The 18,702-nt window shown below is 68.4% G+C and carries 13 protein-coding genes and 1 other RNA gene; all 14 read right to left on the bottom strand.

Going from position 1 to position 18,702, the window contains the following annotated elements:
- Positions 1-293: 293 nt before the first annotated feature.
- The 14 genes from ssrA to PFX91_RS11735 all read right to left on the bottom strand — a co-directional run bounded on the left by ssrA (position 294) and on the right by PFX91_RS11735 (position 18,406).
- Positions 294-666, bottom strand: a transfer-messenger RNA (tmRNA) gene (gene ssrA, locus PFX91_RS11800).
- A gap of 400 nt (positions 667-1,066) precedes the next feature.
- On the bottom strand, positions 1,067-3,058 hold the full coding sequence (locus tag PFX91_RS11795) for a penicillin-binding transpeptidase domain-containing protein (protein ID WP_285731535.1): 1,992 nt from the start codon (positions 3,056-3,058) through the stop codon (positions 1,067-1,069).
- Between the two features lie 23 nt (positions 3,059-3,081).
- Positions 3,082-3,546, bottom strand: coding sequence for an SsrA-binding protein SmpB (smpB, locus tag PFX91_RS11790; RefSeq protein WP_285731534.1), 465 nt, complete (start codon positions 3,544-3,546; stop codon positions 3,082-3,084).
- A gap of 73 nt (positions 3,547-3,619) precedes the next feature.
- Positions 3,620-4,531: a permease-like cell division protein FtsX gene (ftsX, locus tag PFX91_RS11785; protein WP_285731533.1), complete on the bottom strand. Its 912-nt coding sequence runs from the start codon at positions 4,529-4,531 to the stop codon at positions 3,620-3,622.
- Positions 4,532-4,589: 58 nt separating this feature from the next.
- The gene (ftsE, locus tag PFX91_RS11780; RefSeq protein WP_285731532.1) at positions 4,590-5,279 is read right to left on the bottom strand and encodes a cell division ATP-binding protein FtsE; all 690 of its coding nucleotides are present in this window, start codon (positions 5,277-5,279) and stop codon (positions 4,590-4,592) included.
- Positions 5,280-5,613: 334 nt separating this feature from the next.
- The gene (gene prfB / locus PFX91_RS11775) at positions 5,614-6,732 is read right to left on the bottom strand and encodes a peptide chain release factor 2 (protein ID WP_285731531.1); all 1,119 of its coding nucleotides are present in this window, start codon (positions 6,730-6,732) and stop codon (positions 5,614-5,616) included.
- Positions 6,733-6,886: 154 nt separating this feature from the next.
- Positions 6,887-11,755: an NAD-glutamate dehydrogenase gene (locus tag PFX91_RS11770; protein WP_285731530.1), complete on the bottom strand. Its 4,869-nt coding sequence runs from the start codon at positions 11,753-11,755 to the stop codon at positions 6,887-6,889.
- Between the two features lie 340 nt (positions 11,756-12,095).
- Positions 12,096-12,854 (bottom strand): HAD family hydrolase, encoded by a 759-nt coding sequence (locus tag PFX91_RS11765; protein WP_285731529.1) that lies wholly within the window; start codon positions 12,852-12,854, stop codon positions 12,096-12,098.
- Between the two features lie 105 nt (positions 12,855-12,959).
- Positions 12,960-13,418 carry a DUF6912 family protein gene (locus PFX91_RS11760; RefSeq protein WP_285731528.1) on the bottom strand — a complete coding sequence of 153 codons (459 nt, stop codon included), beginning with the start codon at positions 13,416-13,418 and terminating at the stop codon, positions 12,960-12,962.
- Between the two features lie 102 nt (positions 13,419-13,520).
- Positions 13,521-14,189 carry an HAD family hydrolase gene (locus PFX91_RS11755; protein WP_285731550.1) on the bottom strand — a complete coding sequence of 223 codons (669 nt, stop codon included), beginning with the start codon at positions 14,187-14,189 and terminating at the stop codon, positions 13,521-13,523.
- Between the two features lie 186 nt (positions 14,190-14,375).
- Positions 14,376-16,052, bottom strand: coding sequence for a glycoside hydrolase family 3 protein (locus PFX91_RS11750; protein ID WP_285731527.1), 1,677 nt, complete (start codon positions 16,050-16,052; stop codon positions 14,376-14,378).
- A 137-nt stretch (positions 16,053-16,189) separates the two neighbouring features.
- Positions 16,190-16,678: a PTS sugar transporter subunit IIA gene (locus PFX91_RS11745; RefSeq protein ID WP_285731526.1), complete on the bottom strand. Its 489-nt coding sequence runs from the start codon at positions 16,676-16,678 to the stop codon at positions 16,190-16,192.
- Between the two features lie 264 nt (positions 16,679-16,942).
- Positions 16,943-17,179, bottom strand: a complete 237-nt coding sequence (locus PFX91_RS11740; RefSeq protein ID WP_285731525.1) for a PTS sugar transporter subunit IIB — start codon at positions 17,177-17,179, stop codon at positions 16,943-16,945.
- 183 nt (positions 17,180-17,362) lie between these two features.
- The gene (locus tag PFX91_RS11735) at positions 17,363-18,406 is read right to left on the bottom strand and encodes an SIS domain-containing protein (protein ID WP_285731524.1); all 1,044 of its coding nucleotides are present in this window, start codon (positions 18,404-18,406) and stop codon (positions 17,363-17,365) included.
- Positions 18,407-18,702: the final 296 nt, after the last annotated feature.

The following is an 18,702-nucleotide window of genomic DNA, read 5'->3' as shown; positions in this document are numbered from 1 at the left end:
GACCGGCCGGAGGCCCCGCGAGGGGCCGGCCCCCGCACCGGTCGGACACCGCAGGGCCCGCGTCGACCGCGCGCGGCGGCGCCCGCCTCGGCCACGTGCGACGGCGCCCGCCGCTCCCTCTCCCCTCGCACCCGGCGGTACGCGAAGAGGCGCCCGAAGGCGGTCGGGGGAGGACGTGAGGCGCGTCGGCGGCTCGGATGGGGACGCCGGGCCGGGCACGAAGGCGGACGGAAACGAACGGACGCCCCTGTCCGGGAGACCGGCGGTCTCCCGGACAGGGGCGTCCGTTGTTCGAGTGGAGGTGGCGGGAATCGAACCCGCGTCCTTCGGCACCGAGCCAGGGCTTCTCCGGGTGCAGATTCGTGCTGTCGTTCTCCTCGACCTCAGCGCTTGCACGAACACATCGCTGACAGGCCCAGCCACGTGAATGTCCCGCTCAGGCCCCGTGGCCTGATCTGAGCGGTGAGTCATCTGAACGATGCCGGGATCTGGGCCGATGACGAGCCCAGGCCGACAGAGACGCTATCGCTTAGGCAGCGAGAGCGAACTCAGTGCGCTTGGAATTGGCACTTGTGTTTATGCGAATGCAGGATTAACGAGGTCACAAACGCAACCCTCGACCCGCTTCCCCTGGAACGACTACCGAAGTCGAAACCGATCACCCCCTGTGGAATTTTCACGGTCCTCCCCACCGGGGCGGGGCGACCGACATGCGAGCGGCGAACGCTCGCGCGTTCGTCACTCTACCTCTTGAACAGTTCGGGGGCCAAGCTCATTCCCGGGTGACGGAAACGGATCCGTGTGGCCTGGAGGGGGAGAAACCCCCGCGGGCGCGGACGCAAGAGGCGGTCGACGCGTCCCGCGGGGGCGGTCGGCAGGGTCGGGCCGACCTTGGGAAACGACAGGATCTCCCCCGAGATGAGGTCCTGTCCCTCACGCTGGTCCGCTACCCCCTGTCGCGGGCCAGGCATAGGGGAAGACGCGAACCCGCCCCCGGGTGGTTGCCCGAGGGCGGGTTCTTTGCCTTCTCCGGAGGGAACGGTGACCGATCCCCTCAACCCGCGGACTACCGGCCGGTCTCCTCGGTACCCGTCCCCCCGCCCTCGGTCAGGTCGACCTCGTCGGCCGAGGCCTGGGGATCGGGTGCCTCGGGCACTCCCGTGGGAGCGGTCTCCTCGACGGGAAGACCGTTGACCATCGAGGTCAGGAAGGAACTCGCCGCGTCGACCGCGTACTGCGACCACAGGGTCATGTCCGGTTCCACCTCGGCCAACACGGCGAAGGCCACCCCGTCCCGGTAACCGACGAACCAGTGCAGGGAGGTGTCGTCCTGCTCGACCCTGGCCGCCTGCCCGTGCACCTCTCCCCCCACGAGGCTCAGGTGGGACATCCGGTTCGTCACCGCGTCGCGCAGACCCTGTCGGACCACTTCCAGGTGGTCCTCCTCCAGCGCCGCTCCGCCCTGGGGGTCGGAGCCCTCACCGCTCACCAGGGTCGGCGCGTGCCAGGTGCCGCTCTCGATCGCCGCGACGGCCAACGCCATCGACAACGGGCTCACCCGGACACCGTGCTCACCGATCATGGCGGAGGCCACGTCCTCGTCGTCGCCGCCGATGGCGACCTCGCCGGTCCCCGAGGGAACCGGAAGCTGCCATTCGGCGCCGATCCCGAGCCGCGTGGCCGCGTCGGTGATGGCCTCGGGTCCCACCTTCGACCCCAGGTCCACGAACCCGACGTTGCAGCTGAAGGCGATGTTGCGGGCCAGATCGGGCTCACCCGACAGGAAGCCGCCACTCGGGTTGACGAAGGTCCGGCCGCCGACCTCGGTCGAGTAACCGCAGGGCACCGTGCTGTCGGGGTCGACCTCGCCCGATTCCAGAGCGGCCAGGGCCGACACCATGGTGAAGGTCCCGCCCGGCGCGTAGGAGCCGGTGAGGGCACCGTCGTCGGCGGTGCTGTCAGAGGCGCTCGCCGCGGCCAGAATCTCGCCGGTGGCGCTGTCCACAGCCACCAGATAGCCGTCGTCGGGCAGTAGGCTCAGCGCCTGTTCGGCGGCGCGCTGCACACCGGTGTCCAGCGTCGTGTCGATGACTCCGCTGCGATCGCCCTCCCAGGACTCCAGGACGTCGGTGATCTCGCCCGACTCGTCCAGGGAGACCACCTGGGTGGTACCCGAACCCGCCAGCTCGTGCTGGAAGATGTTCTGTAGTCCGTTCAGTCCGACCGTGTCACCGGCCTGATAGGCGCCCGGGACCCGGGAGGAGACCCTGTGCTCGGAGGTGCCCGCGACCTCGCCCAGCAGGAAGGGCGCCACCGCGGGGGTCAAGTTCACCTCGACCTCCTGCGTGTCCGCACCGGAGATCCCGCGGACCTCGTCCAGCAGATTCCCGTCCACACTGGAGTCCCGCATGAGGACGAGCGGCTGGAACTGCTCGGGCGGCGCCGAACGCACCCGGTTCAACAGCGGGTCGGGGTCCTCGTCGAGGAGTTCGGCCAGCTGGGTGACCCCGGCCTCCTTGTCCTCCATCTCCGCCGGGTACACGCCGAAGGCCGTCACCTTGTCGGCGGTGACCAACGGCTCGCCCTCACGGTCGAGGATCTGGCCGCGCTCCTGGCTCTGGTAGCTGACCGCGAGCCGCTCGTCCTCGCTCAGTTCGGGATGCAGAACGCTCGCCGACCAGGAGATCCGCCAGCCCTCGGAGCCCCACTCCAGGGGCATACGACCGGTGTAACTCCAGGTCGGGTCACCGATGCCCAGGTCGGCGTGCACACCGAACTCGGCTTCGGCGGAGTCGCCATCACGGTCGATCCTTCCGAGTTCGAACCGCAGGGAGGCCAGGTCGAGCTGTTCGCGCATGTCGGTGAGCGCGGTCGCCACCTGCTCGGGGTCGCCGTCGGTGTAGGTGGCGGCTTCCGCGTGCTCCCCGTCCTGCCAGGCGAGCAGGAAGGACCTGACCGCCACTTCCGGGCTGGGGTGCGGCGTGCACGCGGCCAAGGTCGCGGCCAGGAGCAGGCCGCTGCCGGCGGCCGTGATCCGGCCGAGGGGACGGGGGGACACCGTGTGTGTTCCTTTCGGGCGCCTCATCGGCGACGGCGGAGCGCGCGTTCCATGTCCCGCTTCGCTTCGCGCTCGGCGATGTCGTGGCGCTTGTCGTACTCACGCTTACCGCGGGCCAGAGCGATCTCGACCTTGGCCCGACCGTCACTGAAGTACAGCGACAGAGGGACGAGCGTGCGGCCGGGCTCTCGGGTCTTACCGATCAGCCGGGAGATCTGCTCGCGGTGCAGGAGTAGCTTACGCGATCGCCGGGCTGCGTGGTTTGTCCAGGTGCCTTGGGAGTATTCCGGGATGTGCACGTTCTCCAGCCACACCTCGCCATCGCTGATGTGCGCGAAGCCGTCCACGAGCGAGGCCCTACCCTGTCTGAGCGACTTGACCTCGGTACCGGTCAGGACCAGACCCGCCTCGTAGGTCTCGTCGATGTGGTAGTCGTGCCGGGCCCGTCGATTCCGCGCGATGAGCTTGCGCCCGGTTTCCCGTGCCACAGGTGTGTCCCTTCATACGTCCGGGGGGCACGAGGCCCCCCGGTGAACGAGTCCTCCCGCCCTGGCGACCCCGTCAGATCTTGAGGTAGCGACGCAGGGTGAGGAACGAGGTGATGGTGCACAGCAGCACACCGAGGATCACCGAGACTCCGATGACGTACAGCAGCGCGCCCGTGCCCAGTGCCACGTCGAACTGGAACCAGTCCTCGATCTGGGTGAGCAGCGTGAACCTGGTGGCCACGATGAACCCGGAGGCGATCAGGCCACCGACGAGGCCCGCGACCGCGCCCTCCAGAAGGAAGGGGAGCTGGATGTAGAAGTTCGACGCACCGACCAACCGCATGATGCCGGTCTCCCTGCGGCGGCTGTAGGCCGACAGTCGGATGGTGTTGCCGATCAGCAGCGCGGCGGCGGCCAACTGTACGCCGGCCAGCACCAGTGCGGCCGCGCGCAGGCCGTCCAGGAGACCGAAGAACTGTTCGAGCACACGCTGGTCGTCGGAGACCGTGTCGACGCCCGGGGAGCCCTCGACCGCGTTGCGCACGGTGTCGTAGTAGCTGGGGTCGGTGAGCTGGACCCGGTAGTTGTCCGGGATGTCACCTTCCTGCGCGGCGTTGGCCAGTGCCTCGTTGGAGGAACCGAGCCGGTCCTGGAAGTCCTGCCATGCCTCGGCCGCGGTGAGGTAGTTGTAGTCGGCGACCTGGTCGAGACCGTTCAGGGTGTCCTCGAGTTCCTGGCGGTCGTCGGCGTCGGCCGGGCCGTTCTCCTGACAGGTCTGGGTCGGAGAGATCTCGTTGCACATGTAGATGGTGAGCGTGATCCGCTCGTCCCAGTAGTTGCGCATCTCGGAGACCTGCTGGTTGACCAGTAGACCGGCGCCGAACAAGGTCAGTGAGATGGCCACCGTCGTGATGACCGCGATGGTCATCGTCAGGTTGCGACGAAGGCCGATCCACGTCTCGGAGAGAACGAATTGTGCTCGCATGATCTGTTAAAGGTCCATCCTTCGGGGCTTTGCCGCGCCGGTCCTCGCGGCAAGGAGGTCAGTACGCCTGGCCGTAGACGCCGCGCGTCTGGTCGCGCACTACCAGGCCCTCTTCGAGTTCGATCACGCGCTTGCGCATCGAGTCGACGATGGCGGCATCATGTGTCGCCATGACGACCGTGGTACCCGTGCGGTTGATGCGGTCCAGCACCTTCATGATGCCGATGGAGGTCGCGGGGTCGATGTTCCCGGTGGGCTCGTCGGCCAGCAGGATCTGCGGGCGGTTGACGAAGGCACGGGCGATCGCGACGCGCTGCTGCTCACCACCGGAGAGTTCGTTGGGCATCCGCGCGGCCTTGCCCTCCAGGCCGACGAGTTCGACGACCTCGGGAACGACCTTGCGGATGAAACGGCGGGGTTTGCCGATGACCTCCAGCGCGAAGGCGACGTTCTCGAAGACGTTCTTGTTCGGCAGCAGCCGGAAGTCCTGGAAGACACAGCCGATGCGGCGTCGCAGGTGCGGGACCTTCCAGTTCGACAGACGCGCCAGGTCCTTGCCCGCGACGTGGACGCGTCCCTTGTTGGGCTTCTCCTCCTTGAGCACCAGACGAAGGAAGGTCGATTTCCCCGAGCCGGACGGGCCGACGAGGAAGACGAACTCACCCTTGTCTACGTCAATGGAAACGCCGTCGAGCGCGGGGCGGTTCTGGGTCGGGTAGACCTTGGTGACGTTTTCGAAGTGGATCACAGGAGCATCACAAGGTTCTCGAAGGTGTGGGCATCCGCCGTGGAGGGCTCTCCGCGCGGGATCGTAACGGCCGTGGGGCCAACCGACAGTTTAGAGGGGGGAGCGGCCCGGATTGTCCAGGTCTCGTCACGCCCTGAAGGTGCCACCATCGGACAGCAGCCCCGAGCATATCGGAGGTGTCAACCAACGATAACTTTCACATATATCGGTTTCGGTAAAACTGCGGAGTCGCAAGCATCACCATTGGGATACAACCATCGCACGCGCCCCAACACAATCACCTGGGGCGCCCGTGGAGCCACGGGGCGTGCCCTTCCCGTGGTGGGGTGCGCCCTCAGCCGGCATCGGAGCGCTCGCGGCTGCGCATCCAGCGGATCTCGGCGTCGATGAACTCGTCGATCTCCCCGTCCAGGACGCCCGAGGTGTTACCGGTCTCGACTCCGGTGCGCACGTCCTTGACGCTCTGGTAGGGGTGCAGCACGTAGTTGCGCATCTGCGTGCCCCAACTACTGGCCGAGTCACCACGGATCTCGTCCAGGGCGGCCTGCTCCTCCTCCTGCTTACGCGCGAGCAGCTTGGCCTGGAGCATCGACATCGCCGTGGCCCTGTTCTGCAACTGCGACCGCTCGTTCTGACAGGAGACCACGATGCCGGTGGGCAGGTGGGTGATGCGCACCGCCGAGTCGGTGGTGTTGACGCCCTGACCGCCGGGACCGCTGGAGCGGTACACGTCCACACGCAGTTCGCTGTCGTCGATGTCGATGTGGTCGCTCTTCTCGACCACCGGGACCACGTCCACGCCGGCGAAGGAGGTCTGGCGTCTGTTCTGGTTGTCGAACGGCGAGATGCGCACCAGGCGGTGCGTGCCGTGCTCACCACGCAGGGTTCCGTAGGCGAAGGGGGTCTTGACCGCGAAGGACGTGGACTTGATGCCCGCCTCCTCCGCGTAGGAGGTCTCGTAGATCTCCGTGGGGTAGCCCCGTCGTTCCGCCCAGCGCAGGTACATGCGCTGGAGCATCTGCGCCCAGTCGGCGGCGTCCACGCCACCCGCCTGGGAGTTGATCGTGACGATGGCCTCGCGCTCGTCGTAGGGGCCGTTGAGGAGGGTGCGGACCTCCAGTTCACCGATCTCCTTGCGCAACTGCTCCAGTTCGCGATCGGCCTCCGCCCGCGTGTCGGCGTCGTCCTCCGCCGAGGCCAGCTCGTAGAGGACCTCCAGGTCCTCGAGCCGCTGTTCTATGCCTGTGATCTTGTTGACCATGGACTCCAGAGTGGAGAGCCGACGTGTCACCTGCTGGGCGTTGTCCTGGTCGGCCCACAACTCCGGATCGGCCGACTGCTCGCGCAGTTCGGCGATCTGGGTGTGCATGGCCTCCAGGTCCAACACGGCGGTGACGCTCGCCAGAGTCGCCGCGAGGTCCTTGATCTTCTCTGCTGGGTCCAGTTCTGCCACGGACCCAGTGTAGGGCCCAGGACGCGGACGCATCGCCCGGCCGAAGAGCACCGGGGCGCGGCGCCGCCCACGACGGGACGCCCGCCTCCCACCAGGCGGAACGGGCCCCGCGCCCAAGCGCGGAGCCCGTCGTGTCACCGTGGGTCGGCGAGGGTCAGTCGACCAGGCTGCGGAAGGACCGCAGGGCCACGGACAGCGTGGCCAGGTCGAAGCGCTCGTGCTCCTGGATCTCCGACAGGGTGATCCCGGCGCGCTCCACCTGCTCCCGGTTCCGCTCCATCCACGCCGCGATCAGCTCCGCGGGGTCCTTCTCCGGACCGCTCTCCAGTACCCGCGCCGTCAGGTCGGCGTGCGCGGCGTACAGGTCGTCGCGCAGGGAGGCCCGTGCCGTGGTGCTCCAACGGTCGTCACGCGGCAGGTCGATGATCCGCTCACGCCACCAGCTGATGTTGAGCCGGTCGGCCAGCTCGAAGTACAGCTCGGCGACCTTCTCCACGGGGCGTTCCGTGCGCTGGGCGATCTCCACCAGGTCCAGGGTGGAGTAGGCGGGCACCATCACGGCGACCTGCTCGGCCAGGTCGGTCGGTACGCCCATCGACCTGTAGCGGTCGCGGCGCTCGACGAAGGCCTCCTTGTCCCGCCCCCGCAACAGTTCGACGAGCCCGGGCAGGATCTCCCCCACTCCTTCGGCGAAGTAGCCGATCTCGCTGCTGATGTCGAAGGGGAACGTCCTGTTGCGCAGCAACCACCGGGAGGCGCGTTCCGCGAGCTTGCGCGTCTCCAGCAGCAGGACGAGCTGACTGTCCACCGAGATCCGGTGGTCGAGCTCCTCCACCCTCTCCCAGAACTGTTGCAGTCGGAGGACGTCCTGGGCCACCAGGTAGGCACGGGTGATGTCGGCGGCGCTGGAGCTCAGCTCCTCGTTGAGCCGGAAGGCGAAGGTCACCCCCGAGCGGTTCACCATCCGGTTGACGACCTGGTTGACGATGATCTCCTTGCGCAGCGGGTGGGAGGCCACGGCCTTGGCGAAGCGCTCCGAACGCAGCGGCGTGGGGAAGTACTCGGTCAGCGTGTCCGCCAGGTAGGGGTCGTCCGCCAGGTCGGACAGGCTGATCTTCTCCTTGAGATCGATCTTGGTGTACGACAGCAGTGTCGCGAACTCCGGACTCGTCAGACCCTGACCCGTGGTGCGACGTTCCGCGACCGCCTTGTCGGAGGGCAGGTTCTCCTGCTCCCGGTCGAGGACGCCGGCCCGCTCCAGGTACCGCATGTACCGGCTGTGGACGTGCAGCATCTGGTCGTCCTGCTTGCGCGCGGCGGCCAGCACGGTGTTCTGCGCGTAGTTGGTGCCCAGGACCAGCTCGGCGACCTCGTCCGTCATGTCGATGAACAGCCGGTCCCGCTCGTCCTTGTCCAACTCCCCCGACCGGACCTGGTGGTCCAGCATGATCTTGATGTTGACCTCGTGGTCGGAGGTGTCGACACCGGCGGAGTTGTCGATGAAGTCGGCGTTGAGCCGGCCTCCCTCTCGCGCGTACTCGATACGGGCCCGCTGGGTCATGCCCAGGTTCCCGCCCTCACCGATCACCTTGGCGCGCAGTTCGCGGGCGTTCACCCGCACCTGGTCGTTGGCCTTGTCGCCCACCTCGGCGTGCGTCTCGGCGTCGGCCTTGACGTAGGTGCCGATCCCGCCGTTCCACAGCAGGTCCACCGGTGCGCTGAGCACGGCGCGGATCAACTGGTCGGGGGTGAGGTGCTCCACGTCGTCGGCCAACCCCAGTGCCGCGCGCACCTGCGGTGTGATCGGCACGGACTTGGCCGTACGCGGATGCACGCCACCGCCCTCGGAGATCAGCTTCGGGTCGTAGTCCTCCCACGTGCTGCGGGGCAGCTCGAACAGCCGCTTGCGCTCGACCCAGGAGGTGTGCGGGTCGGGGTCGGGGTCCAAGAAGACGTGTCGGTGGTCGAAGGCGGCCACCAACCGGATCTTCTGGGACCTCAGCATCCCGTTGCCGAACACGTCCCCGGACATGTCCCCGATGCCGACGACGGTGAACGGCTCCTCTTGCACGTTCACGCCCATCTCGCGGAAGTGGTAGCGCACCGACTCCCAGGCGCCTCGCGCGGTGATGCCCATGCCCTTGTGGTCGTAGCCGACCGATCCACCGGAGGCGAAGGCGTCGCCCAGCCAGAAACCGCGCTCGATGGAGATGGAGTTGGCGATGTCGGAGAAGGTCGCGGTGCCCTTGTCCGCGGCCACCACCATGTAGGAGTCCTCGCCGTCGTGCAGGACCGTGCGCTCGGGGTGCACGACACGGTCGTCCACGAGGTTGTCGGTGACGTCGAGCAGACCGCTGATGAACTGCTTGTAGCAGGACACGACCTCGGCCATCACCTCCTCACGGGTGCCGTTCTGTGGCAGCCTCTTGCACACGAAGCCGCCCTTGGCCCCGTTCGGGACGATGACGGAGTTCTTCACCATCTGCGCCTTGACCAGACCGAGGACCTCGGTGCGGAAGTCCTCCAGGCGGTCGGACCAGCGCAGTCCGCCGCGCGCGACCCTGCCGAAGCGCAGGTGCACGCCCTCCACACGCGGGGAGTACACGTACATCTCCAGCTTCGGGCACGGCTGCGGCATGTCCGGGATCCGCTGCGGGTCGAGCTTGAACACCAGGTAGGGACGGCCCTGGTAGTAGTTGGTCCGCAGGGTGGCGCCGATGGCGGCCAGGAAGGAGCGCAGGATGCGGTCATGGTCCAGGCTGGCCACGGACTCCAGTTCGGACTCGACCTTGCGGGTCAGCGCGTCGATGCGCTCGGCACGCCCCTCGTCCGGCTGGTCCGGGTCGAAGCGGACCTCGAACAGTTCCACCAGCAGGTTGGCGATACCGACGTTGGCGGCCAGTACGTCGGCCAGGTAGTCGGGGGTGAAGGTGGAACCGGCCTGGCGCAGGTACTTGGCGTAGGCACGGAGCACGGTGAGCTGGCGCCAGTCGAGCCCGGCGCGCACGACCAGGGCGTTGAAACGGTCGCTCTCGGCCAGGTCGCGCCAGGAGGCGTCGAAGGTCTCCTCGAACAAGGTCTTGAGACGCTCGGGCGCCAGGCCGGCCTCGGCGATCCTGCCGAGACCGAAGTCGTAGATCCACACTCGGCCCACGTCACGCACGGTGATGTCGTAGGGCCACTCGTCGACGACCTCCACGCCCAGGTTCTCCAGGACGGGCATGACGCGGGAGAGCGTGATGGGCTCGCCGATCCGGTAGAGGCGGAATCGGTGGCAGCCGGGCTCGTCCCCCTCGGCCTGGTACAGGACCGCGGAGGACTCGCCGTGCAGCTTTTCGGGGTCGGTGCGGGCGATGAGCCCTTCCAGCTCGGCGATGTCGGAGATCGCGGTGGCGGGTGTGTTGTCGACCTTGTAGGTCTCGGTCAGTCCGCCGGCGTAGCGGTCCTTGAGTTCTGTGGCGCGCGCCGGGCCGAAGGCCTCGGTGAGGGCCTCCTCGAAGTCCACGCTCCAGGAACGGGCCGCCTGCCGGACCTTCTCCTCCAGTGCGACCTGGTCGATGTCGGCCAGGGTCTGCCCATGACGGGCACGGGCCACCAGGTACAGGCGGGCCAGAGGAGCCGATCCGATCAGGACGTTGTGGTCCATCGTGGCGCCGTGGAAGGCCTCGGCCAGGACACGCTGGATGTCCAGGCGGACGCGGGTGCTGTACTGGTCGCGCGGCATGTACACGAAACACGACATGTACCGGCCGCCGTAGGGGTCGCGGCGCATGAACAGCTTGGTGCCGCGCCGCTCGCGCAGACGCAGGACGCCGCGCACGATGTTGTACAGCTCGCCCACGGGGATCTGGAGAAGCTCTTCGCGCGGGAAGGTCTCCAGCAGTTCGATGAGGTCCCGGCCGTCGTAGCTGTCGGCCTCGAAGCCGGCCAGTGCCAGCACCTCGGCCTGCTTGCGGCGCATGATGGGGATCCGGGAGATGCTGGTGGTGTTGGCCTGGGAGGTGTACAGACCGAGGAAACGGCGCTCTCCGACGATGTTGCCCTGGGCGTCGAACTTCTTGACGCCCACGTAGTCCAGGTACTTGGGACGGTGGACGGTGGAGCGGGAGTTGGCCTTGGTCAACACCAGGACGTAGGGCTCACGCGCCTTGGCCCGGATCTCGGGGGGCAGGGCGGCCGAGCCGTTGGAGGTGGAGGAGTCCATGCGCAGGATGCCCAGGCCCGAGCCCGGGTCGGGGCGCAGGAAGTCGTCGCCGTCCTCGTTCTTGACCAGGGAGTACTCGCGGTAACCCATGAGGGTGAAGTTGTTCTCCGCGGTCCAACGCAGGAAGTCGACGCTCTCGTCGATCTCGCGCGGGTCCACTCCCCCCGCCACCAGACGGTCGGGGTCGGCGACCAGCTCGTCGGCGATCCGGACGGCCCGGTCGCGCATCTTGTCGGCGTCCTCGTCCACGTAGCGCACGTCGTCCAGGACGCCCTCCAGTCGGGTGGTGATCTCGGCGAAGCGTTCGGGGGCGCTCTGCGGGTCGATCTCGACGCGGATCCAGGACTCCTCGACGGGGAGCAGTTTCTCGTCACCGCCCTCGGGGTCCATCTGCCGCAGCCTTCCCTCCAGGTCACGGCCGACGGTCATCTGGGGGTGGATGACGAGCCGGACGCCGATACCGAGGTCGACGAGCGCCATCGTGACGGAGGAGACGAGGAAGGGCGCGTTGTCGGTGACGATCTCCACGACGCTGGTCGGCTGCTCCCGACCCTCCCGTTCGGCGTCGGGGGTGTAGGCGCGGACCTTGGCCCTTCCGAGGGAACGCTGGGCGCCGAAGGCGTGGTGGGCCTGGGCCGCGCCGCAGATCTGCTCCGGGGAACGGCCGTTGATCTCCTCGGGGTCGGTGTGGCGGTAGTAGACGGGGAGGAAATTCCGGACCGCGTCGGCCTCTTCGGGGCTGATGTCCCCCTTCGGGGACCATTCGGCGGCCGCGTCACTGAGCAGTTTGCGAAGGTGGACGTCGGATTGCCCGGACATAGGGATCTCTCACTCCTTTGTGAGCAACGTCGCATGAGTGCCGGCAGAACACCTGGCCTGTGACCTGTGAACTCTTGTGCTGACGTGTGAACTTCCCGGGCGGAGAAGCACCCGGGACGGCTGGTTGTCGGGTTCGGGCCTGTGCGCACAGGCGTTGGAGGACCGGAGCGTGGGGACCTCGTTGTCCCTCCCCGGCCCGCTGACCAGGCTACTGCCTTTCAGGTGCGAGGGCAGGGCCAACACCGTTACATGCATGTTGCGTACTGTGAGAAATGGGTTGCTTGGGTCATCAGTGGCGTACACGGACAACCCCTACCCCCCGAACGGGACGAACATGTCGTTATCGGGCCGCCCCCTGGGTCGCCTGGTGGACCGCGGTCATCACCGCGCGCGGGTCGGTCAGGTCGGGCAGGACGATCGCGGCGCCGGCGTCGCGTAGTTGCCCCTCGGTCGCCGAGCCGTTGAGCACCCCGATCGGCGCCGCGCCGCCGATCGTCGCGGCGCGCACGTCGGGTACGGAGTCGGTGACGAACACCGTCTCCTCCTCGGTGTAGGGTCGTCCGCCCTCGCCCGCGGCGTGCAGTCGGATGGACTGGATGAGGCTGGACTTGGGGTAGCTGACCGAACCGAACCCGCCGATGTCCAGGTCGAAGTAGGCGTCCAGTCCGAAGGCGACCAGTTTGGTCGTGGCGTTGGCACGGGTGCTGCCGCTGACCACGGTCTGGACCGTGTCGGGCATGGAGGCCACCGCCGCCAGCGAGGCCGCGGCCCCCGGCATCACGTGGCCCTTGGAGAGCAGTTCGTCGGAGCGTTTGCCGAAGGACTCCTCCAACGCGTCGAGGAACTCGCCCAGGACACTCGTGTCCGGGTCGAGGTCGACGTAGTTACGGGCGCAGAACTCGAAGAACATCTCCGAGTCGGTACGGCCGGCCGCCGAGGTCAGGTAGACCAGCGGTTCACCGGTGACCTTCTCGAAGGCCTCGGCGTAGGCGGCCCTCGTCACCTGCCCCACGTCGAGGAGGGTGAGGTCGATGTTCCATAGCACCAGGCGGCTGATGGCGAACTCCTCGCAAGACGGACCGGTCAAGGACGACTCCATCTTGCCGTATGGCCCGGCGGGGGCGGGACCGCCGTCGGGCATCGGTCACGACCCCGCTCCCGTGCGGTGGCGCGGAGCCGTCCGACGACGTCCGCCGGGTCGGACTCACCCCCCGCCCTCCTGGACGAGGTGGCGCAGTTCCTGCACCGCGAACCACATCAACGCGTGCTCCTCCACGGCCCCGGAGGTCGGGTCCTGTGCGGCCTCGGCGACGTCCCCGGCCGCGGCGACGTCGTCCACGTGCGCCGAGAGCAGCCTCTTGAGGGGGATCGCTCCGGCGACCCTCACCCTGGCCACACCCTCTTCCGCCCCGCCCTCGTACTCGACCACGTGATCGGGCACGTTCGCGGCCAACACCACCCTGCGGCGGGGTGCGTCGGAGTCGGAGGCCAACAGCGTCAGGGACTCCTCCGCGGCGGCGTACATCGCCTCGTACTCGACCTCCTCCACGTCCTCCCCCGGCCCGGGATCGGCCGTGAAGGCGGTCAGCGGAGCACCCTCCAGCCGCCCCTCCTCCAACAGTCGGGCCAGGGCGGGGATGGTGCTGGGCAGGAAGACGTACATACGAACGGCTCTCCGGGACGTGGTCTGAAAACCCCAAGTGTGCCAAACCCCGGCCGCGCGGCCGTCCCCACGTGTGGCGGGGGCGGCCGCGACGCGCCGGGTTCAGGCCACCTTCTGTCCCGGGGCCGGGGGCGCTCCGTCCGGGGTCAGGAACCGTTCCAGCTCCGCCTTCGTGGCGGCCACGTCGGTGTGCAGGATGCCGGTCATCCCGAGTTCCTCGGCGGTGCGGACGTTGTGCTCCAGGTCGTCGATGAACACGCAGTCCTCCGGACTCAGGCCCATCTGCTCGCAGGTGTGCAGGTAGATGCGCGGTTCGGGTTTGCGCATGCCCACCTCACCCGAGATCACCACCGTGTCGAAGGTACGGTCGAAGTGCTCACGTGGGTAGCAGTTGCCCCAGGAGTTCGACAACAGGGCGGTGCCGGCGCCCCCCGCTCTGGCCTGGTGGAGTGTCTCGTACATGTCGTGCACCGGATCGAAACCGTGGAACATGCGGTCGATCAGCCCCTCGGCCACCACCGGACCGCCGTGCGTGGAGCGCAGCAGCGCCGCCAGCTCGCGTTCGAACTCACGCGTGTCGATCTCGCCCCGTTCCAGGGCGTGCACCGGGTTGTCCCCGTTGAGACTGCCGTCGAAGTAGGGGCGTGTGACCTCGTAGTAGTGGTCGATGTCGATACCGTCAGCACGCAACCAGGCTCTGATGCCCTCAAGGAGCGGCGGTGTGAGTACACCGCCCCAGTCGCAGATGACTCCGCGCCGGGTCCCGTTCACCCCTGGGGTGCCCACCATCCGTTCCCCTCCCTGCTCGTAGGTGTCGACGGTCACCGGGGCCCGTGGCCGCCGGTGACCGTCGCCCGCCCGCTCCCGGGGGCCCGGGGCGGGGCGGGCAACGGTTCTTCCCGTTCCCCGCCCTTCTCAACCACCGGGCCTTCCGGTGACCCGGGGGGTCCGTCGAGGTCAGAAGGTCAGGCCGGCACCGGCCTCCACGTCCGCTCCGGGGATGTCCACCGGCAGTTCGCCCGACGGCTTCACCTCGCCGGCGATGACCCTGGCGGCGGCCTTCCTCGACACGTCCACGGAGGAGTAGACGGCCAGGAACGCCTCCACCTCGGGGAAGACCTCCAGGTCGTAGGGCCCTCCTTGGGCGACCACGACCACCGGGGCGCCCCCGGCCCGCGCGGACTCGACCATGCCGCGCTGTTCCTGGGAACCGCGTGCACCATCGGTGCCCACCACCACGACGTCGGCGTCCCCGTCCACCACGTTCATCCCGGCTTCCGTGAGAGCCGCGGCGATCTGTTCCGCGCCCTCACCACGCACGCTCACAGCGGTCCCCGATCCCAGTGGCAGCAGCTCCTCCTGGTTGCGCACCAACGTGACGGACGCCTCCGCCACCCTCTGGGCCGCCTCGGCGTGCGCGGGGTCTTCGAGCACCGCGGCGGCGCCCTCCACGTCCATCGCTCCGGCCTCCAGCACCCCGCGCCTCTCCTTGAGCGTCAGGACCCGCAGCACGGACTCGTCGATGCGCTCCTCGGTCAGACGGCCCTGTTCGACCGCCTCACGGATCGAGGACACCGCCGCGGCCGGGTCCGGCGGCATGAGCAGCTGGTCCACGCCCGCCTCCAGGACGCGTACGGCGATCTCACCGTCGGGGTGGTGCCGGCGCACGCCCTCCATGTTGAGGGCGTCCGTGGTGACCACGCCGTCATAACCCAGTTCGTCACGGAGGATCCCACCGATCAACGACGGCGAGATGGTGGCGGGCTCGGGGTCCTCGCTCTCGTCCAACTGCGGCATCAGCACGTGCGCGGTCATGATGGCGTCCACCCCCGCGTCGACGGCCGCCTGGAACGGCGGCAGGTGCTCGGCCTCCCAGCGGTCGCGCGGCAGGTCGATGACGGGCAGCCCCGTGTGGCTGTCGACATCGGTGTCGCCATGGCCTGGGAAGTGCTTGACCACCGGAACGACCCCGCCCTCGGAGTAGGCGTTCGCCTCGGTGACGGCCATCCGCGCGACCAGATCGGGATCGGAACCGAAGGAGCGGATCCCGATGACCGGGTTGTTCGGGTCGGTGTTGACGTCGGCGTCGGGCGCGTAGTTGAGGTTGATGCCGAGCGCGGTGAGCTCCTCGGCGGTGATGGCGGCCCGCAGGGCGGCCAACTCGGTGTCACGGGTGGCTCCGACGGCCATGGCGTCGGGGAAGCGGGTGCCGACCGGCAAGCGCGCCACGAGGCCCTGTTCCTGGTCGATGCCGAGGAACAGCGGCACGCCCTGTCCCTGTTCGGCCGCGATCTCCTGGACACCCGCCGACATGGCCGCGATCTGCTCCGCGTCTTCGAGGTTGGCGTCGAAGTAGATGAGGCCGCCGGGGCGGTAGGCCTCGATCTGCGCGGCGTTGTCGGCGGCCGAGGTGCCCTGCGCGGTCAGGACGAGGAGCTGACCGATCTTGTCGTCCAGATCCATTCCCGCGAGCAGTTCGGGAGCGAGCACGGGTTCGAAGTTCTCGGCGGTGGCCGACGGCCGGGGTTCGTGATCCTCCTGCGAGGAACCCACCTCCTCGTTGGTGCATGCGGCGGTGATCAGAGCGAGTCCCACGCAGGCCGGAGCCAGGGCGTGCGGAACGGACAGTTTCATGACGGGTTTCATCTTCCGGCGAAAGGTGGGTTCGCCGCCGGAGGATACCTTCCACGGCGGGTCGGGGTGCCCCACCACGACCGACGGGCGGGAGAGGGGGACGACGCGCGGGGACGGGTCAGCGGCGCATCGGCGGCTCAGCTCCAGGTGAAGAGGAGGTCACCCCTCTCCACGGCACCGTCGGCGATGTCGTCCAGGGCCTCGGCGTCGGCGTCCACGGCGACCACGGGCACGACCGAAGGTCGGCCCCCCGCCGCGACGGTCCCCGGCGACCAGCGGATCAGGGGGGTGCCCGCCCGCACCTCGTCGCCCTCGGCCGCGAGGAGGGTGAACCCCTCCCCCGCCAACTGGACGGTGTCGATGCCCAGATGGACGAGCACGCCTCGGCGTTGGTCGGGTGCCCTCACCACGAACGCGTGCGGACGCAGGGTGACCAGGGTTCCTTCGATGGGGGCCACCGCGTTCTGGAGGCCTTCCTGGCCACCCTCCTGGCCGGGTTCGGGGTGGACCGCGACCCCGGGACCGACCATGGACCGGGAGAACACGGGATCGGTCACCGTGTCGAGGGGCAGTGCCGTTCCCGACACGGGGGAGAGCACGCGCAGGGCGTCGGTCGTTTCGGACATGGGGAACGCCTTCCCGCCTACAAGGGCTTCATCCAGCCGGCTGTGTTCTCTTTCGACCTTCGCCCGTCCGTCGCCACGCGAGCCCCTTCGGCCACGACCGGGACGGAAACCTCCGGCACCTACGACGTACCGGCTCGTCGCTCACCATCCGTCTCCGGCACCTCCAGAACCCCGTCGACGTCCTCACCGTGCCCGCTTCGACCCTCCGCCGCGCTTCGATGGACGTGGTGACCCGGGAAGGCGTGGTGGCTCGGGGACGGGCCTTCAGTCCATCAGATGCCGGATGTCATCGGTGAGGGCGTCCGCCTCGGGGCCGACCACCACCTGGACGACGTTGCCCGAGACCAGGACACCGTGGGCCCCCGACGCCTTCAGGGACCTTTCGTCCACCAGCTCGGGATCGGCCACCGCGGTACGCAGACGGGTGATGCAGGCCTCGATCTCCTCGATGTTGTCCGCACCGCCCAGTCCGGCGATGATCGCCGCTGCTTTGTCCGCCATGTCTCCTCCGTGCTCCCTGGGGAACGCCGTGTGCCCAGGTCTGAGGGCGAGCCTATGTGCGCGCTCGCGCGCACACCAGGGTCCGGACCGCGTGGGTGTGGGAACCGGCGGGGGCGTCCTGAGGGCGCACGACCGCGTGGGGAGCGGGATGGTGCCTCCTGACACCATCCCGAAGCGGACCCGTCAGTCGGTCTGGGTGACTTTGTTCAGTCCACGCGGGACGTCCGGGTTGTAGCCGAGCCTGCGGGCCAGGCGCTCCGTGAGCAGTTGGGCGGGGACGACCAGGTTCATCGGGGACACCCACTCCGGCACGTCCGGAATGGGCACCGACAGGTCGCTGACGGCGGCCAGGGCGTCACCGCCGCCGAGACCGAAGACCGGTGCCCCGGCCTCACGCGCGCGTTCGGCGAGGGCGACCGTGCCGTGCAGGGTCGGGCCGGTGGGGGAGGCCACCAACAGAGCGGGGGTACGGGAGTCCACCACGGCGATGGGACCGTGCAGCAGGTCCGCGTAGGACATGCCCATGGCGTAGAGGTAGCAGGCCTCCTTGAGCTTCAGCGCGGCCTCCAGGGCGGTGGAGAAGACGAGGCCGCGTCCGGCGACGATCGCCGCCTCCACCGCGACCATCCGCTCCACGACCTCCTCCAGGACGTCGGTGGGTGCCGCCAGGGTCTCCTCGACACCGTCGGCGACACGGTCCAGGTCTCCGGGGTTCAGGTCGGCGCCCAGGCCGAGCGCGAGGACGGCGAGGGCGGCCAGCTGGGTGTTGTAGGTCTTGGTGGCGGGGACCGCGACCTCCTCCCCCGCACGGGTGACCAGGGCGAGGTCGGCTTCTTTGGCCAGCGGGGACTGCTCACCGTTGGTGATCCCGATGGTGCGCGCACCGCAGTCGGCGGCCCAACGCATCGTCTCGACGATCTCCTCCGTCTTGCCGGACTGGGAGATGGCCACGGCCAGCACGTCGGACAGATCGACCTTGGAGCCGTAGACGGTGGCGATGGAGGGCGAGCCCAAGGTGGCCAGGTAGCCGGTGTGCACCTGGAGGAGGTAACTGCCGTAGACCGCCGCGTTGTCGGAGGAACCGCGTGCGATGAACAGCACCTGTTTGGCGGACCTGCCCAGGGCCTGGATCTCGGAGCGCAACGGCAGCAGCTCGGCGAAGGTGTGTCGTAGCGCCTCCGGCTGCTGGGCGATCTCGGAGTACATCATGCTCGTCGTGGTGGTCATGAAGGGCCTTCCCCTGTGTGAGACGGGCGGTGAACGGCGGGCGGTACCCGATGGTCGGGTTGTGGCGTCGGTCCGCGAGCTGGGCCGTTCCGGTAACGGTGCACCGTCCACTGCAGGCAAAAGCGAACGTACCGCCCCAACCCGTCCTGATAGACGATTCTCCCTGGTAGGGGGTGTGAACCGGCTTACATTGGGTGTTTGACACGCGGACGAAGCTGTGGTCTAGTCCGGACTATACCAGTTGTCCTCGTCTTGCCCTGGCCCAGGTCCCGGCCCCGATCCCATGTCCGAGGCCC

Origin of the sequence: Nocardiopsis sp. ATB16-24 (assembly GCF_030271535.1) — a bacterium.
In the GTDB taxonomy this organism is placed as follows: Bacteria; Actinomycetota; Actinomycetes; order Streptosporangiales; family Streptosporangiaceae; genus Nocardiopsis.
The sequence above is the reverse complement of the archived record's forward strand: the minus strand, read 5'-3'. Positions and strand labels throughout refer to the sequence as shown.

Excerpts from the sequence above, each read along its gene's own strand:
- ftsX (WP_285731533.1), bottom strand. The coding sequence starts at position 4,531 with ATGCGAGCACAATTCGTTCTCTCCGAGACGTGGATCGGCCTTCGTCGC.
- PFX91_RS11770 (WP_285731530.1), bottom strand. The coding sequence starts at position 11,755 with ATGTCCGGGCAATCCGACGTCCACCTTCGCAAACTGCTCAGTGACGCG.
- PFX91_RS11765 (WP_285731529.1), bottom strand. The coding sequence starts at position 12,854 with ATGGAGTCGTCCTTGACCGGTCCGTCTTGCGAGGAGTTCGCCATCAGC.
- PFX91_RS11760 (WP_285731528.1), bottom strand. The coding sequence starts at position 13,418 with ATGTACGTCTTCCTGCCCAGCACCATCCCCGCCCTGGCCCGACTGTTG.
- PFX91_RS11750 (WP_285731527.1), bottom strand. The coding sequence starts at position 16,052 with ATGAAACTGTCCGTTCCGCACGCCCTGGCTCCGGCCTGCGTGGGACTC.
- PFX91_RS11745 (WP_285731526.1), bottom strand. The coding sequence starts at position 16,678 with ATGTCCGAAACGACCGACGCCCTGCGCGTGCTCTCCCCCGTGTCGGGA.
- PFX91_RS11740 (WP_285731525.1), bottom strand. The coding sequence starts at position 17,179 with ATGGCGGACAAAGCAGCGGCGATCATCGCCGGACTGGGCGGTGCGGAC.
- PFX91_RS11735 (WP_285731524.1), bottom strand. The coding sequence starts at position 18,406 with ATGACCACCACGACGAGCATGATGTACTCCGAGATCGCCCAGCAGCCG.